This is a genomic window from Haloarcula marina (genome assembly GCF_024218775.1).
Classification (GTDB): Archaea; Halobacteriota; Halobacteria; order Halobacteriales; family Haloarculaceae; genus Haloarcula; species Haloarcula marina.
On sequence record NZ_CP100404.1, the window covers coordinates 3,107,302 to 3,121,737 of the forward strand.

Consider the following 14,436-nt stretch of genomic DNA (forward strand, 5'->3'; position numbering starts at 1 on the left):
GTCATTTAAGCGCATCGTTCGCGCCTGCGGGCGTGAACGGTTCACTCCCCCGCGCTGGCGACGGCGCGGTCCGCACCGAGGGCGCTCGCCACCCCGGCCCCGACGAGCGTCGGCAAGAGGTACGTCGCCCCACGGTGGATGAGCACCGCTGAGGTCGCCGCGGCCGCCGGGACCGGCGACGTCGACACCAGCAGGGTCACGAGCACCGTCTCGATGGCACCCGACCCGCCGGGAAGCGGGACGATACTGGCGATGCTTCCGACGGGGACGACCAAGAGGACGGTGGCCACCGGGACGACGTACCCGACGGCGTACAGCGAGGTCCACAGCGACGCCGCGAGACAGGCCCACCCGACCGCCGAGAGTCCGAGCGTCTGGAGGAGCGTCCGCCGGTCCGTGGCGATGCGGTCGATAGCGCTGAAGAAGCTCTCGATGCGGGCCTCGATGGCGTCGGTGGTCGGCGGCGACCGGCGCGGGGCCACCTTCCCGAGCAGGCGGATGAGCGGCGTGAACAGGTCGACGACGGTCGCTTCGAGTTCGTAGCGGTAGCGCCACCCCATGTACGCTCCGACCGGGAGGCCGACCGCGAGGACGGCGACGGCGACGGCCGCGAACACGAGGTTCCGGCCCAGACGAACCGCGCCCGCCGCGACGAACGTGAACCCGACGATGGCGTAGCCGATGGAGGGGACGAAGTGGGCCGTGTCGACGCTGGCGATAGCCGCGAGGCCCGTCTCGTACTCGCTGTCGGCCGCCGAGGAGATGAGCAGGGCCGACAGCGGTTCGCCACCGGCCTGCCCGAACGGCGTGACGTTGTTCGAGAAGACGGCGGCCGCGTAGACGAGGACGGCCGTGTACGGGGCGACGGGCGTTCCGAGCGCCCGCAACACCGACCACAGCGCCAGTCCCCATGCCGTCAGCCAGACGGAGGCGATGCCGACGACCACGAGGAGGGCGGCGGGGTCGGCCCGCAACAGCGCCGAGAGCGTCCGCTCGACGCCGACGACCCAGACGAGGACGGCGAGGACGGCCACCGCCCCGAAGAATCCGGCGACAGTCGCGACGCGGTTGCCGTCCATACAGGGTGCGTCGACCGTCTCGGCTTTCAACGTACCGACCGGCGGCCGGACATCCCCTGTCGTTTTGTCGCGGCGTCGCCACCGACCGGTATGGACGAGCAAGCCGCCCTCGCGCTCATCGGCGACCGACTGTCGGTGGCGGGCGACGACTGCGCCGTCGTCGACGGACAGGTCATCACGACCGATATGCTCCACCAGCGGACGGACTTTCCGGACGGGACGACCCGCTACACCGCTGGCTGGCGGGCCGTCGGCGCGTCGCTGTCCGACGTGGCCGCGATGGGCGGCGACGCCACCGCCGCGGTGGCCGTCTACGCCGCCCCGACGTTCGACGACGCTGAACTGACCGCCTTTCTCGACGGGGCCAGCGAGGTGTGCGAACTGGTCGGGGCCGAGTACGTCGGCGGCGACTTGGACGGCCACGCGGAGTTCACCGTGGCGACGACGGCCATCGGCGACGCCGACGACCCGATACTGCGGTCGGGGGCCTCGCCGGGCGACGCGCTCTGCGTGACCGGGTCGCTCGGGCGGTCCGGGGCCGCACTCCGCCTGTTCGACCGCGGCGAGACGGCGCGTGCGAACGACCTGTTCCGATTCGAACCGCGCGTCCGGGCGGGCGTCGCGCTCCGAGACTACGCGACGGCGATGCTCGATTCGAGCGACGGCCTCGCGAGATCGGTCCATCAACTCTGCCGAGCGAGCGACTGCGGCGCGGCGCTCGACGAACCGCTACCGATAGCCGACGCTGTCGACGCGGTGGCCGAGGACGCCGCTGACCGGCGTGAACTGGGCCTGTTCTTCGGGGAGGACTTCGAGTTGGTGTGTACGGTACCGGCGTCGGCCGTCGCGGACGCGCAGGCGGCGACGCCGTGTCCGCTTCACCGCATCGGCACCGTCACGGCGACCGGTATCACACTGGACGGAGAGCCGCTACCGGACCGGGGCTACTCTCACTGACGGTTCCGGGCGAGGGCCAGCGCGACCTGCTCGACGGCGTGGAGGGCGGCCGTCTTGCGCTCGTCGTGAGAGAGGGCCGCCGCCCCCACGTCGGCGTCCGGGTCGATGTCGAGGTTCGCGTCGTCTGCGGGGTGGGCGCGCATCGTAGTCAGTCGTTGGGGCGCAGACCCCCTATAACGGAGCGATTGTTCTCGTGATTTTACACGTTTAACGACGTTTCGTCTCCGTTCACAACGGGGCATGTCGGGGTACGAAGGCTCAAACGGCGGTAACCGCTGCCAACCGGACCGCCCATCTACGCCGCCGCGACGATTTCGAACGGGACGGGCGTGAAACAGGCGACGCCGAGGACGAAGGTGACGACGCCGAGCGCCACCCGGCCGCCGTCGAGTCGCTCGTCGACGGTCGGGCGGGCGGGTCCAGCGTACGCCAGTCCCGTCGCGAACAGCCCCCAGAACGCCCAGAGCGTCCAGACGCCGAAGCCGATGGGCGGGGCCTCGCGGGTCAAGTAGAGGAACCCGGCGAGTGCGAACAGCGCCCCGGGGACGGCCGCCGCGATGGTCTCCTGTCGCCGTCCCACGATGGCCCGGACGATGTGCCCGCCGTCCAACTGGCCGACCGGGAGGAGGTTCAGGAAGGTGAAGAACATCCCCGCCCATCCGGCGAAGACGACGGGATGGACCGCCTCGTTCGGGCCGTAGTCGGTCCCGATACCCAGCGCGTCGACCAGTCCCTGTAAGGCCTGCATCAACAGCGGGTCGTGAAAGCGGAATGCGTACTCGGCCCCGCCGTTCAGCACGCGTTCGGGGACGGCGATGGGGTCGAGCGAGAGACCGATGACGGTGACGACAGCCGTCGCCACCAGCCCCGCGAGCGGTCCGGCGACGCCGATGTCGAACAGCGCGCGCCTGCTGGGAATCCGCCCGCGGATGTTGATGACCGCACCCATCGTCCCCAAGAGCGACGGGAAGGGGATGAAGTACGGCAGCGTCACGTCCACGCCGTGGTACCGGGCGGCGGCGTAGTGGCCGAGTTCGTGGATACCCAGGACGCCCAGCATCGCGACGGCGAACGGCCACGCCTCGAAGATTCGCAGCGGCGCTTCCATCACCGGGATGTAGTACCACCCGCTCGCGCCGACGTACAGCGTCGACCCGATAGTGGCGAGCAGTAAGGCGACGTTCAGCCACGGGATGCCGCCGTCGTCGGTCGGTTCCGCGACGAGGACGTACTGCGGACCCAGGCCGGGCAGCGACTGTCCGGCCTCGCCCGCGGGGCGCTGTCGTTCGAGTCGAACGTCGTAGCCGTGCTGGGCGAACGTCGACCGGAGTTCGCGGTCGACGGCGTCGGGCGGAACGAGCGGGTCGCCCACGTAGCGGACCGTCTCACCGGTTCGCCGGACGGTCGCGACGCGGAACACGCCCGCCAAATCGGCGGGAGCGGGAGGGTCGTCGGCGGGGCGACTCATCATCGATTGGTACAGCCCGCGCACACAAATATACGGTGTTCAGCGAGTGGCGTTCAGCGAGAACCGAACAGAAACGGAGGGGACCAATGGGCTGGTCGGGATTCGCCGCGTGTGACGGGGGTGCTGCTGGGGGGCAGTAGCTGGGGTTACGCGGGTTCGACACGCCAGGTGGTCGCACTCGTGTACGACCACTTCTCGACCTCGATTTCCGAGGCACTGTCCTTCAGTTTGACCATCAGCGCGCCGATTTCTTTCGGGGAGAGGCCGACTTCGTCGGCGATGAACTTGCTCTTGAAGTACATCTCGCCGTCGGCGGCCTTCTCCGCGAGGAAGGACTTGAGTCGCTGTTCTTTGGAGGGCTCTTCCTCACCGGAGGGCGTTGCAGTAGCGCTCATTTTCTTCACCTCGACTACGTCTTGTGACGGAGAGAGTATATAAAGGGGTGAAGCTTCGCGTCACTTCGGGGTCTTTCAGGTCAAATCGACGTGAAACGCATCTTTTACAACCGTTCCATAGTCGATTAGACGTTTTACAACGATTTTTGAGAGCGTAAGAGGGAGTCTACAGACACCGGAATATTGCGACCGCCGACCCCCGATTATCGGAGGTTTCCACGCGCATTTTCGGCATTTCTTGCCGTAAATTGTCGGACGTACGTCAGCCACACGCCCTGATACGGGGTCGGTCGGGCTTGACAACCCTTAAGAGCGTTTCGCGGTTACGCCGGGTCAATGAAAGTCGTCGTCTCCGTCGGTGGGAGCGTCCTCGCTCCCGACCTCGAACCGGACCGGGTGGCCGACTACGCGGCCGCCGTCCAGTCGCTCGACGAAGCGGGCCACACCCTCGGTGCCGTCGTCGGCGGCGGCCCGACCGCCCGCGAGTACATCGGGACCGCTCGCGAACTGGGCGCCAACGAGATAGAACTCGACCAACTGGGTATCGCCGTCACTCGCCTGAACGCTCGCCTCCTCATCGCCGCCCTCGGCGGACGCGCGGCCTCGCCCCCCGCCGAGAGCTACGACGAGGGTCGACAGGCGATCCGTCGCGGTGACATCCCCGTCCTCGGCGGTATCGTCGCCGCTCAGACCACCGACGCCGTCGCCGCGGCCTTCGCCGAGTACGTCGACGCCGACTTGCTGGTGTACGCCACCTCCGTCGACGGCGTCTACGACGCCGACCCCAAGCAGGACGGCGATGCAACCCGGTTCGACCAACTCCCGGCGGGCGAACTCGTCGACATCATCGCCGACATGGAGATGGACGCCGGGAGCAACGCCCCGGTCGACCTGCTGGCGGCGAAGGTCATCCAGCGGTCGGGCATCCGCACGGTCGTCTTAGACGGCACCGACCCCAACCGACTCGTTCGGGCCGTCGAAGACGGCGAGTTCGACGGGACCGAAATCACGCCGGAGGGGTAATCATGGCCGAAGACCCGTACGAAGTCGGTAGCGACGGGACACAGGCGTTCTGGGCCGACGCCGTCGCCGACGTTATCGAGGGCCGTGACCCCGAGGACCCCATCGTCATCAAGGGCGGCGTCTCGCCCTCCGGGGTCCCCCACATCGGGCACTTCAACGAGATTATGCGGGGCTACTTCGTCGCCGAAGCCCTGCGCGACCGGGGCCACGAGGTCCGACAGGTGTTCACCGCCGACGACAAGGACCGCCTGCGGAAGGTCCCCCGGCAACTCGCCGACTTAGACTGGAACATCGTCGGCCTCGGCGACGTCGACGCGGGCGCGCTCGGCCGGAATCTCGGGAAACCCTACACGGACATCCCGGACCCGTTTGGCTGTTGTGACTCCTACGGCGCGCACTTCACGAACCTCCTGAAAAAGAGCGCCGACCTCGTCGGCGTCGACGTGGAGTTCGTCTCGAACACCCAACTGTACGCGGACGGCGAGTTCGAGGCCGTGACTCGACGCGTGCTGGAACGCGCCGACCGCGCCCGGGAGGTGCTCGCGGAGTACCAGAACAAGGTCGACGACGACTACGTCCCGTTCGTCCCCCAGTGTGAGGACTGCGGGAAACTCACCGAGGGCGTCACCGAGGTGGATTTGGAAGCGGGCGAGGTCCACTACGTCTGTGCGGACGTAGAGGCGGGCGACCAGACTATCGAGGGGTGCGGGCACGAGGGCGTGGCTGGCCTCCGAGACGGGAAACTCCCGTGGCGCTTCGAGTGGCCCGCCCAGTGGGAGATTCTCGGCGTCGACTTCGAACCGTTCGGGAAGGACCACGCCGAGGGTTCGTGGCCCTCCGGCGAGGACATCGCCGAGAACGTCCTCGACATCCAGCCCCCGGTCCCGATGGTGTACGAGTGGTTCACGCTGGACGGCGAACCGCTCTCCTCCTCCTCGGGCAACGTCGTCACCGTCGACGAGGTGCTGGAGATTCTCGAACCAGAGGTGTTCAAGTACTTCTTCACGAAGAACCCGCGGAAGCAGCGGGACTTCTCCGTCGCGAACGTCGACCAGTTGGTCGACGACTTCGACCGCTTCGAAGCCGTCTACTTCGACGAGGTCGACCCACGCGACGAGGCGGAGAAAGCGCTCGCCGACCGCGCGTATCCGATGGTCGTCGACGACCCCCGGAAAGAGCGAGTCCGCGTCCCCTACACCTTCGCCGCCGTCCTCGGGATGACCGACGACCCCGCCCTGCGCGAGGACATCGCCCGCAAGGAGGGCCACATCCCCGACGACGCCCCCGAGTGGGCCGTCGACGGCGCACTGGCCCGCGTCGAACGCGCCCGCAACTGGGCGCGCAGGACCGGAAACGAGTTCGACTACGAACTCAAACGGGCCGAGATGCCCGCCGTCGACTTCGACGACGACACCGCCGCCGCGCTTGACGACTTGGCCGACTTCGTCGCAGCGGGTCACGACGGCGAGGCGATTCAGGGCGAAATCTACGAGACGGCCAAGCGCCACGACATCGAAATCGGCGACTTCTTCGCCGCTGGCTACCGCCTGCTGTTCGACGACACGCAGGGCCCGCAACTCGGCCCCTTCATCGCCAAACTGGACCGGGAGTTCGTCGTCGAGCGGTTGCGCCGGGAAGGGTGAATAAGTGGCCGACGAGCCGTCGAGTCATCAGCACGCGACGACGACGCCGTCCCGACGTACCGTCCCGGAAGCCACCGTGTAGGACGCCTCGAACGGCCGTTGTCCCATCGGGAGCGGCGTCGCCGTCGGTGTCTCCGGCGTCGATTCGGCGTCGAGGATCTCCCACCGAACCGCCCCGCTGACGGTGGCGGCGAACCCGTCGGCCGTGGACTCGACGGCCACGTCTGCGACGGACACCGTGACCGCGTTCGTCCGTCCGACCTTCCGTGGGTCGTCCGCGAGGGCGCTGTTGTACCGGTACGCTCGCTCGAACGCTCGCACGTACGTCTCGACCGTTTCGGCGGTGAGTTCGTCTGGGCGGTCCGGATACGGCCGCGGCGACGACGACGCGTCGGACGGTGCCGGTCGTTCGGCCGGGAGGCAGTCCTCGGGCGATGTCGTCGGTGTGGCCGTGTCGTCGGTCGTTCCCGTGCCGCCGGTATCGGACGGGGCACCGAGACACCCCGCGACGACCGAGGCTCCGAGACAGCCACAGACGGTGAGGAGTCGGCGTCTGGTCGGCATGGGAGGACCCACGAGGGGACCACCCACGTAACTTCCGGAGGGTGTCACTCGGTTTGTAGCGACGCCCTCGGTGGATTCGCGCCCGTCGCTCAGGACAACGACGGCCCGGCCGTCTCGCTCTCGGCGAACTGCTTGATTATCTGTTCTTCCGCCCGGTGGAGCGTCTCGCTGCAGGTCGACTTCGCGATGCCCACTCGTTCGGCGAGGTCGGTCAGCGAGCACTGCCGAGGGGTGTCGTAGTAGCCCGCCTCGACGGCGGCCCCTACCAACTTGCGCTGGTTCTCGGTCAGCAACCGGTCCGTCTCGACGTGTTGTTCGACGCGTTCGACGCGGAACGGGATGCCGAACTCGTCGAGTTGGCGACCCAGTTCCGAGAGGCGACTCTGTGGGGCGGTTATCTCCCACCGGGCCTCGCCGTCGCGGATGGTGAAGGGCAACTCCAGCGGGACGCCGGAGCCTTGGACCGGCGACAGCAGGAGCGGCGAATTGGTCTCGAACTGGACCAGAGCGGTCCCGTCCCGGTGCCCGAGCAGTTCGAGCGAGTCGACGCCGTCGGCGGCCTCGACGTCGCTCAGCAGTTCGGGGAGGTCCTCCGCGGTCACCTCGGCGAGTCCGACGCCGGTCTCCTCGCCGGGGAACGCCGAGAGGATTCGGACGGTTGCGGCGTCGTACCGCCGAGATACCGCCCCTATCCACGTGTCTTCCGGCACCGTGAGAGTGAGTTCGGCGCGTGGCATCGTCTATGCGAATATGTTCGCCGTAGCGGGGGGTAAGTGTTGCCGAACATGTTCGGGTAGCCATCCCTCATCGGTCGGAACTGTCGGCCCCGACCCGACCGCCGGCCAGTTCGGGGAGCGACCGTGGGCCGTGGACCACGACGACGCCAGTGAGGTTGGCCGCGAGGAGCACCGCCCCGACGAACGCGAGGACGCCAGCCCCCACCGCCGCCGCGGGCGGCGCGACGCCCGCTTCGTGTGCGACGGCGAGTCCGCCGGCCAGCGCCATCGCGATGCCGTCGGCGGCGGCCACCCGACCGTCGTAGAGGTCCTCGATGGTCGGGACGCTCTCGAACCCCAGTCGGTCGCTGTACCGGTGGACCCAGACGATGAACGGGACGACGTGGTACAGCGTCCCGGCGACGACGAACCCGACGACGCCGACCAACAGGAGCGCCCCGGTCGCGGGATGGCCGAACAGGGTCGCGTAGGCCAGCGGGTCTCGGAGCCACGCGAGCGCCGCCAGCGGCGCCCAACACAGCACCGCGACGGCGACGACGGCGTAGCGCCGTAACATCGGGTTCCACTCGACGCGCGCCCGGTAGAGGCGGCCCGCGAGGACGGCGGCGACCGCACCCAACCCGGCCGCGACGAGCACCCCACCGACGCGGGCCAGCGCCGGGGCCCCGACGAGGCGACCGGTGGCCAGTGCCGCGACGCCGACGTGGTAGCCGACCGCCTCGAACCGCTTGAGGACGGTGTCGAGACGGGTGGCGTCAGTCTGGGTGAACATCGGCGCGAGTTGCGCGAGCGCGCCGACGACGGTGGTCAGCACCGCCCCGAAGACGGCGACGGTGGCGTGGGCCATCGAGAGACGGGCGCGAACGAGACCCACGTCGGCGAGGACGCCCGTCGCGTGGTCCAGCGCTAGCGCGAGGCCGAGGACCGTCAGGGCAAGGAACCACCAGAGCGCCACCGCGAAGTGCGTGGTCGTCACGTCTCGCTGTGCGGTCGCGAGCGTGCGCCCGACGTTGTAGACGAACGTCCAGACCCCGGCGACGGCGACTCCCCCCGCGACGGGGAGCAAGACGGGAACGTCGAGCAGGAAGCCACACGCGAGTCCGGCAAACCCCGTCGCCGCGAGCGGAAGTTGGAGCGCCGCAAGCCGTCGAGAGTGCAACGCGACCCCCGACCAGACGGGGACGAACTGCGTCATCGCGCCCATAACGGTGAGACACACCCACCCTGCCACCAGCAGGTGGACCTGTGCGAGGTGGCCTCGACGGCCCGCCGCCCATCCGACCGCCACCCCGGCCACGAGGAACGAGAGCGCGACGACGAAGTGGCGCAGTGGCACGGTCATCGGTGGGCCAGCGTCGGTGTCGATGTCACCCGGGACAGCGCTCATACGTATGAGTAGCCGCGCCGCCCTGCTGGACGTGTGGCCGAACGTGTTCGGGGAAACAGCAGGGGGCCGCCCGCGACAACTGACAGGTATGTCGACGGAGATACCGTCCGTCCTCCGGGAGACGAACGCACCGACCGACGCCCCCACCGAACGCCTCGACGTGCGCTCGCTAGGGCCGCCGAAGCCGCTGACTGAGACGCTGGAGGCGCTCGCGGACCTGGACAGCGAGGCCGTCCTCCTCCAACTCAACGACCGGGCACCACAGCACCTCTACCCGAAACTGGACGACCGCGGGTTCGCATACGACACCGTCGAGACGGACGAGGCGACGGTGACCGCCATCTGGGAGGAATGAGCGCACCCGACGACGTGCCGGAGCGGTGTGCGGACGCCGACCGGGCCATCGAGGCGATTCGAACCCGCGGCGAGGACGTGCGAGCGGAACAGGTAGACCGTGCGCTGTCGGAACTCGACGGGGACGACCTCTGCGACGCACAGCGCGAGGCCGTCGAGCGATTGAGCGAACGGCTGGTCGAGCGGTTGCTCGCGGTCCCGGAACGGCGACTCCGACGGCTCGCCGCCGGGGGCGACGACGCGGCCGTCGAGCGGTCGCTCGCGCTGTTTGGCTCAGACGGCGGGTGCGAGCACTAACAGCGCCTCGCACTCCGTCTCGGCCCGCGGGGAGATGTCCTGCTCGCCGTCGAACCGGACCACCTCCCCCGCCGACAGCGCGACCGTCTCGGAACCGAGACGGAGCGATAGGTCACCAGACAGCAGGTGACAGACGATGTCGCGCTCCGGGTGCTGGTGTGGCGGCACTTCCTCGCCCGCGTCGAGGGCGAGACGGACCGTCTTCGGTTCGCCCTCGAACAGCGACTGGCGACCGGCACCCGAGAGGTCGTCGAGTGAGACGCGTTCAGTGTCGCTCATTCTTTCGGGAGGTCCGCGACGTACTTCTCACGGCCTTCGCGCCGACAGTCGTAGTTCTCGGCGTCGAAGTCGTCGACCTCGGCCTCGAACTCGTAGAACAGGGGTTTCGGCTCGTGGTCGTTGACGATGCGGAGGGTCTCGCCGGATTCGAGCGCCGCGAAGGCGTCGTGAATCTTCGGGTGGCGCTCGGTCGGCGGCGTCTCTCTGAGGTCGAGTGTGGTCGCTGGCATCGCCGGAGGTTCGAACCCACGCCGGGAGCGCCTTTTCCCGAACGTGTTCGGCGACAGTCCCTGTGTGGTGGCGACCCGAATGCTAGCCATGAGCTTCCTCTCCGGCCTCCGCGGGACCGACGACCAGGGATTCGACGGCTACGACGAGTACCGGCCCGCCAACCTCCCGGACCCCGGCGACTTCCTCGCGGCGGGCGACGTGTTGACCGGCGACGACCACGCGGCCTTCCACCGCCTGACGCGGGCGCTGTTCGAGGAACGGGGCGTCTACGACGTGACCTTCGGCTACAACCTCGCGCGCCTCAACCTCGACCACCGTCACCAGGACGCCGGTTTTCGCTACGCGCTCGACCCCGAGGAAGACGGGACGTTGCGGGCGGAGTTCACGCCGACGACGGCGTTCTGCCCGCAGAGCGACACCCTGACCGTCGGCGCGTTCCGGGCGTGGAACGGGCTGGCCGACCGCCACGAGTACGACCTCGTTCGCGTCCGGGTCGCACCCGTCCACCAGCAGTCGGCCGCCATCAACGGGCGACTCGAACGACTCGAACAGGCCTACCGCGAGACCGGAACCGTCCCAGACGATATCGAAGGAGACGGTCCGGAGACCGGCCCCGCGGCGACCGACGACCTCCCGTTCTGAAGCGTCGACCGGCGGCCTAACGGCTGGTGGTGCTGGTGACGATGAGAACGAGACGCGCCCGGTTCAGGATGGGCGCGGCGAGCGAGACACAGGCATCGGTTCGGTCCCCCGTCTCAGGGGCCAGGGCCGGTCAGGGGTCGGGGTCGAACACCTCGGCGTTTTTCGGCCCTTCGCGGTTGATGATGCCGAGCATCCCCTTGCGGGCGACCCGCGAGAGGGCGTGGTCGACCAGTTTTATCGGGCCGGGCACTTCGGCGTGGAACTCCGCGACGGCGGCCGACCCCGGCTTGACGGGCGTGGTCTGGACGTACCGGTTTGCGGGGCCGGCCACCGACCCCTGCTGCCAGACCTTGTCCCAGACGCTCCCGATGGGGTGGAAACTGGAGTCTAAGTTGGGGCCGCCGGTGACGAAGAACACCCGCGCCGTCTCCCCGACTTCGAGGGTCGGCGCGCCGTAGCGATCCGGCGTGATGGCGTACTTCTCGCCGTTCAGCAAGACGTAGGTGGGGTCCTCGGCGGCCATCGCCTCCATGTCGAAGTCGTGGTGACCCTCCTCACCGGCCTCGCCGGTCGTGTACAGTTCGTGCTGGCCGAAGTAGAACTCCCGGTCGACCTCGGGGAGGCCCTCCTTGGGTTCGACGACGATGAGCCCGAACATCCCGGAGGAGATGTGCATGTCCATGTTCGGGACCGCACAGTGGTAGATGAACGCGCCGGGGTAGGTCGCCTTGAACTTGAACGTCGCCGTCTCGCCCGGAGCGACCATCGACGCCTCCGCGCCGCCGCCGGTGCCGCGGACGGCGTGGAGGTCGACGTTGTGGGGCATGGAGTTGCTCGACTCGTTCGTGACCGTCAGTTCGACGGTGTCCCCCTGCCGGACCCGGAGCATCGGGCCGGGAATCTGCTCGTCGAAGGTCATGTAGGTGTAGGTGACGCCGGGTTCGACCTCGGCGACCACCTCTTGGGTCGTCAGTTCGAAACTGTGGGACGTCGGAGACGAACGGCTGATGGGGTCGGGAATGTCGGTCGGGTCGGCTGCGACACGGTCCACGTCGGTGCTCTTTGCGGGATTCATGGCAGGTTCCTGTGGTTCGGTCCGCTGTTCGGTGGTCTGTTCCTCCGCCGAGTCGCCCGGCGCGCCGGCACAGCCCGCCATCACGGCGGTTCCGGCACCGAGCGCCTGTAGTACACGGCGGCGCGTCGCGGTCGGAATCGTGGACATCCTGTGTGCCTCCGTACAGATGGATGTGAGTGTGGATGACACAAATATCGAGTAGGGCCTTCTCAGCCCCTGAAACGCGTTTTCACGGCATGAGAACCAGTCACGAAGATGTTCGACCGGCCTTTATACGGGCCAGCGGTATCGGCGTGGTTGCCACCGGTCGATTGGGTGGCTACGACGTTCGAGCCGTGCGAGACGGCGAAAATGACTGCCGCCCGCGCTCGGTGCGGCGGTGGACGGCGATTCAGTCGTCCGCTGGCTGTCGGTCCGTCCCCGGTTCGTACGCACAGAGCGGGTCCTCGGCCAGCGGGTCGCCCGTGTGGGCGTACGCGCGGGACCGACTCCCACCGCAGACTGCGCGGAACTCGCAGGCCCCGCAGTCCCCGCGGAGGGCACCGTCGTCGCGCAGGGACTCGAACAGGTCGGCCTCGCGGTAGATGTCCACGACCGACTCCTCGCGGACGGTTCCGGCCGACTCCGGCAGGAACCCCGAGGGGTACACCTCGCCGGTGTGGCTGACGAACGCGAAGCCCTTGCCAGCCCGGACCCCCTTCCGGCGGCGGAGGCCGTCGCGTTCGCCGTCCGCCCGCTGAGCGGCGACCCGGCGGTAGTGAGGGGCCTCGGTCGTCTTGACGCCGAAGCGGGCCTCGTCTGCCACGTCGTGGAGCCACTCCATCACCGATTCCGCGCGCTCGGGCGCGACGGGCGTCAGGACCCGTCCACGGCCGACGGGGACGAGGAAGAACACGGACCACAGCACCGCCCCGAGGTCGGCGACGAGGTCACGGATGGCCGGTAACTGCTCGACCGTCTCAGCACAGACGGTCGTGTTGACCTGCAGTGGGATGCCGCGCTCGCGGGCCGCCTCCGCCGCCCGGACGGTGGCCTCGAAACTCCCGTCCTCGCCCCGGAACGCGTCGTGGGCCGCCTCGCTCCCGCCGTCGAGAGACAGCGCCAGTCGCCGAAGCCCCGCGTCGTCGAGGTCGGCGAGGGCGTCGGCGGTCAGGGACGTGGTTCCGCTCGGCGTCAGCGTCATCTGGAGGCCGCGGTCGGTCCCGTAGTCGACCAGTTCGACCACGTCCTCGCGCGCGAGGGGGTCCCCGCCCGAGAGGACGACCAACTGCCCCTCGCCGAACTGCCGGGCCTCGTCCAACAGCGCCTTCCCCTCCGTGGTGGTGAGTTCGTCGGGATGCCGTTGGGGATGGGCGTCGGCCCGGCAGTGCTTGCAGGCCAACTCACAGGCCTGCGTCAGTTCCCAGATGAGTACCAGCGGTCGCTCGTCGTAGTCGATGTCTCCGAACATCAGTGGACGTGTACCCTCGTGACGTGGCCGCCACAGCCACACTGCTCGACGTACTCGTAATCGATGCGTTCGTCGAACCGCTCGTCGAGGACCGCGTAGAGATACGATTCGGGGTGGCCGTGGTCCCCGTGGGTCACCAGATTCACGTGGTGGCCCGACGCCGTCTTCGCGACGGCCTCGACGGCCTGTTCGGTCACCAACTGTCGGTCCTCGGCGTGGTCGGGCGTCTCCAGGTTCGCCGACCACGAGTTCTCGTGGACGTGGTCGGTCAGGGACGCGTCGTCGCTCGTCACCATACCCGACGGTTGCATCGCCGCGGGCCAGAGTCGTGTCACGAACATGTTCGTCACTCTACGCGCTCGGCCAACCAGTCGAACTGCGAGGCTAGCTCCTTTCGGCGCTGGCGACGGACGATGCTCGAATCGAGCAGTTCGCCGACGACCGAGAGATCCAGCGACTCGTATTCGGTCGTCGCCGTGACCGTCGTCCCGCCGTCGCCGCCCTCGACGTGGTACTCGGTCCGCATCGACTCGAAGACCCCCTCGCGTTGCTCGTAGACGAGTGCCGCGTCCGCCTCGGACACCACGCGGAGTTCGAGTTCGATGTTGAACAGTCCCACCCGGTTCTCGATGTAGAGACTGTCGCCGTCGTACTCGACGGTGTCGAACTCCGCACCGCGCATGAACGCGGCGGTGTCGGCTATCGCGTCGCGCACCGTCCCGGGGTCTGCCTCGAACTGTCGCGAGACTGTGACACGCTCCATACGCGACGGTCCGTCGCCCGAGTGGGTAAAACGTCGTCCCCGTTCTCGGCCGCCGGGAACCGGTCGACCCCGCCGGTAGTCAGCCGATGACC

The 14,436-nt window shown here is 68.5% G+C and carries 19 protein-coding genes; 6 read left to right on the top strand and 13 right to left on the bottom strand.

Annotated elements, in window-relative coordinates; all coding sequences use genetic code 11:
• Positions 1 to 41 precede the first annotated feature (41 nt).
• On the bottom strand, positions 42 to 1,079 hold the full coding sequence (locus tag NJQ44_RS16365; RefSeq protein ID WP_254272401.1) for a lysylphosphatidylglycerol synthase transmembrane domain-containing protein: 1,038 nt from the start codon (positions 1,077 to 1,079) through the stop codon (positions 42 to 44).
• 90 nt (positions 1,080 to 1,169) lie between these two features.
• On the opposite strand from NJQ44_RS16365, the gene thiL reads away from it, so the two are divergent.
• Positions 1,170 to 2,036: a thiamine-phosphate kinase gene (gene thiL / locus NJQ44_RS16370; RefSeq protein WP_254272402.1), complete on the top strand. Its 867-nt coding sequence runs from the start codon at positions 1,170 to 1,172 to the stop codon at positions 2,034 to 2,036.
• On the opposite strand, the gene NJQ44_RS16375 is transcribed toward thiL, so the two are convergent.
• From NJQ44_RS16375 to NJQ44_RS16385, 3 genes are all read right to left on the bottom strand, one after another.
• Positions 2,030 to 2,179, bottom strand: a complete 150-nt coding sequence (locus NJQ44_RS16375; RefSeq protein ID WP_254272403.1) for a hypothetical protein — start codon at positions 2,177 to 2,179, stop codon at positions 2,030 to 2,032. The genes thiL and NJQ44_RS16375 overlap by 7 nt on opposite strands.
• A gap of 152 nt (positions 2,180 to 2,331) precedes the next feature.
• Positions 2,332 to 3,504, bottom strand: coding sequence for a site-2 protease family protein (locus NJQ44_RS16380; RefSeq protein ID WP_254274347.1), 1,173 nt, complete (start codon positions 3,502 to 3,504; stop codon positions 2,332 to 2,334).
• A gap of 146 nt (positions 3,505 to 3,650) precedes the next feature.
• Positions 3,651 to 3,899, bottom strand: coding sequence for a DUF7123 family protein (locus tag NJQ44_RS16385; protein WP_220619046.1), 249 nt, complete (start codon positions 3,897 to 3,899; stop codon positions 3,651 to 3,653).
• Between the two features lie 336 nt (positions 3,900 to 4,235).
• Between NJQ44_RS16385 and pyrH the strand changes: the two genes are divergently transcribed.
• Positions 4,236 to 4,922 carry a UMP kinase gene (pyrH, locus tag NJQ44_RS16390; protein WP_254272404.1) on the top strand — a complete coding sequence of 229 codons (687 nt, stop codon included), beginning with the start codon at positions 4,236 to 4,238 and terminating at the stop codon, positions 4,920 to 4,922.
• A gap of 2 nt (positions 4,923 to 4,924) precedes the next feature.
• Positions 4,925 to 6,565, top strand: a complete 1,641-nt coding sequence (gene lysS, locus NJQ44_RS16395; RefSeq protein WP_254272405.1) for a lysine--tRNA ligase — start codon at positions 4,925 to 4,927, stop codon at positions 6,563 to 6,565.
• A gap of 27 nt (positions 6,566 to 6,592) precedes the next feature.
• Here lysS and NJQ44_RS16400 read toward each other — a convergent pair whose 3' ends face one another.
• The 3 genes from NJQ44_RS16400 to NJQ44_RS16410 form a co-directional block, all read right to left on the bottom strand.
• Positions 6,593 to 7,129: a hypothetical protein gene (locus NJQ44_RS16400; RefSeq protein ID WP_254272406.1), complete on the bottom strand. Its 537-nt coding sequence runs from the start codon at positions 7,127 to 7,129 to the stop codon at positions 6,593 to 6,595.
• Positions 7,130 to 7,218: 89 nt separating this feature from the next.
• Positions 7,219 to 7,866, bottom strand: a complete 648-nt coding sequence (locus NJQ44_RS16405) for a helix-turn-helix domain-containing protein (protein ID WP_254272407.1) — start codon at positions 7,864 to 7,866, stop codon at positions 7,219 to 7,221.
• Positions 7,867 to 7,933: 67 nt separating this feature from the next.
• On the bottom strand, positions 7,934 to 9,253 hold the full coding sequence (locus NJQ44_RS16410; RefSeq protein WP_254272408.1) for a hypothetical protein: 1,320 nt from the start codon (positions 9,251 to 9,253) through the stop codon (positions 7,934 to 7,936).
• A gap of 88 nt (positions 9,254 to 9,341) precedes the next feature.
• Between NJQ44_RS16410 and NJQ44_RS16415 the strand changes: the two genes are divergently transcribed.
• Both NJQ44_RS16415 and NJQ44_RS16420 read left to right on the top strand, forming a co-directional pair.
• Positions 9,342 to 9,608, top strand: coding sequence for a DUF2249 domain-containing protein (locus NJQ44_RS16415; protein WP_348533088.1), 267 nt, complete (start codon positions 9,342 to 9,344; stop codon positions 9,606 to 9,608).
• Entirely contained in the window at positions 9,605 to 9,904 is a 300-nt protein-coding gene (locus NJQ44_RS16420) for a hypothetical protein (protein ID WP_254272410.1), read from the top strand. Before NJQ44_RS16415 ends, NJQ44_RS16420 begins: the two co-directional genes overlap by 4 nt.
• On the opposite strand, the gene NJQ44_RS16425 is transcribed toward NJQ44_RS16420, so the two are convergent.
• Together NJQ44_RS16425 and NJQ44_RS16430 are read right to left on the bottom strand one after the other, a co-directional pair.
• Positions 9,881 to 10,183, bottom strand: coding sequence for a cupin domain-containing protein (locus tag NJQ44_RS16425; protein ID WP_254272411.1), 303 nt, complete (start codon positions 10,181 to 10,183; stop codon positions 9,881 to 9,883). The genes NJQ44_RS16420 and NJQ44_RS16425 overlap by 24 nt on opposite strands.
• Positions 10,180 to 10,413, bottom strand: a complete 234-nt coding sequence (locus NJQ44_RS16430; RefSeq protein ID WP_254272412.1) for a DUF2249 domain-containing protein — start codon at positions 10,411 to 10,413, stop codon at positions 10,180 to 10,182. Before NJQ44_RS16430 ends, NJQ44_RS16425 begins: the two co-directional genes overlap by 4 nt.
• Before the next feature lie 88 nt (positions 10,414 to 10,501).
• Between NJQ44_RS16430 and NJQ44_RS16435 the strand changes: the two genes are divergently transcribed.
• The gene (locus tag NJQ44_RS16435; protein WP_254272413.1) at positions 10,502 to 11,056 is read left to right on the top strand and encodes a DUF7998 family protein; all 555 of its coding nucleotides are present in this window, start codon (positions 10,502 to 10,504) and stop codon (positions 11,054 to 11,056) included.
• Between the two features lie 130 nt (positions 11,057 to 11,186).
• Here the strand turns inward: NJQ44_RS16435 and nirK are convergent, their stop codons facing one another.
• The 4 genes from nirK to NJQ44_RS16455 form a co-directional block, all read right to left on the bottom strand.
• On the bottom strand, positions 11,187 to 12,278 hold the full coding sequence (gene nirK, locus NJQ44_RS16440; RefSeq protein WP_254272414.1) for a copper-containing nitrite reductase: 1,092 nt from the start codon (positions 12,276 to 12,278) through the stop codon (positions 11,187 to 11,189).
• A 244-nt stretch (positions 12,279 to 12,522) separates the two neighbouring features.
• Positions 12,523 to 13,581 (bottom strand): radical SAM protein, encoded by a 1,059-nt coding sequence (locus tag NJQ44_RS16445; RefSeq protein WP_254272415.1) that lies wholly within the window; start codon positions 13,579 to 13,581, stop codon positions 12,523 to 12,525.
• A complete protein-coding gene (locus NJQ44_RS16450; protein WP_348533089.1) occupies positions 13,581 to 13,892 on the bottom strand; it encodes a CGCGG family putative rSAM-modified RiPP protein in 312 nt (103 codons plus the stop codon). Before NJQ44_RS16450 ends, NJQ44_RS16445 begins: the two co-directional genes overlap by 1 nt.
• 35 nt (positions 13,893 to 13,927) lie before the next feature.
• Positions 13,928 to 14,344 (bottom strand): SRPBCC family protein, encoded by a 417-nt coding sequence (locus NJQ44_RS16455; protein ID WP_254272416.1) that lies wholly within the window; start codon positions 14,342 to 14,344, stop codon positions 13,928 to 13,930.
• Positions 14,345 to 14,436 lie beyond the last annotated feature (92 nt).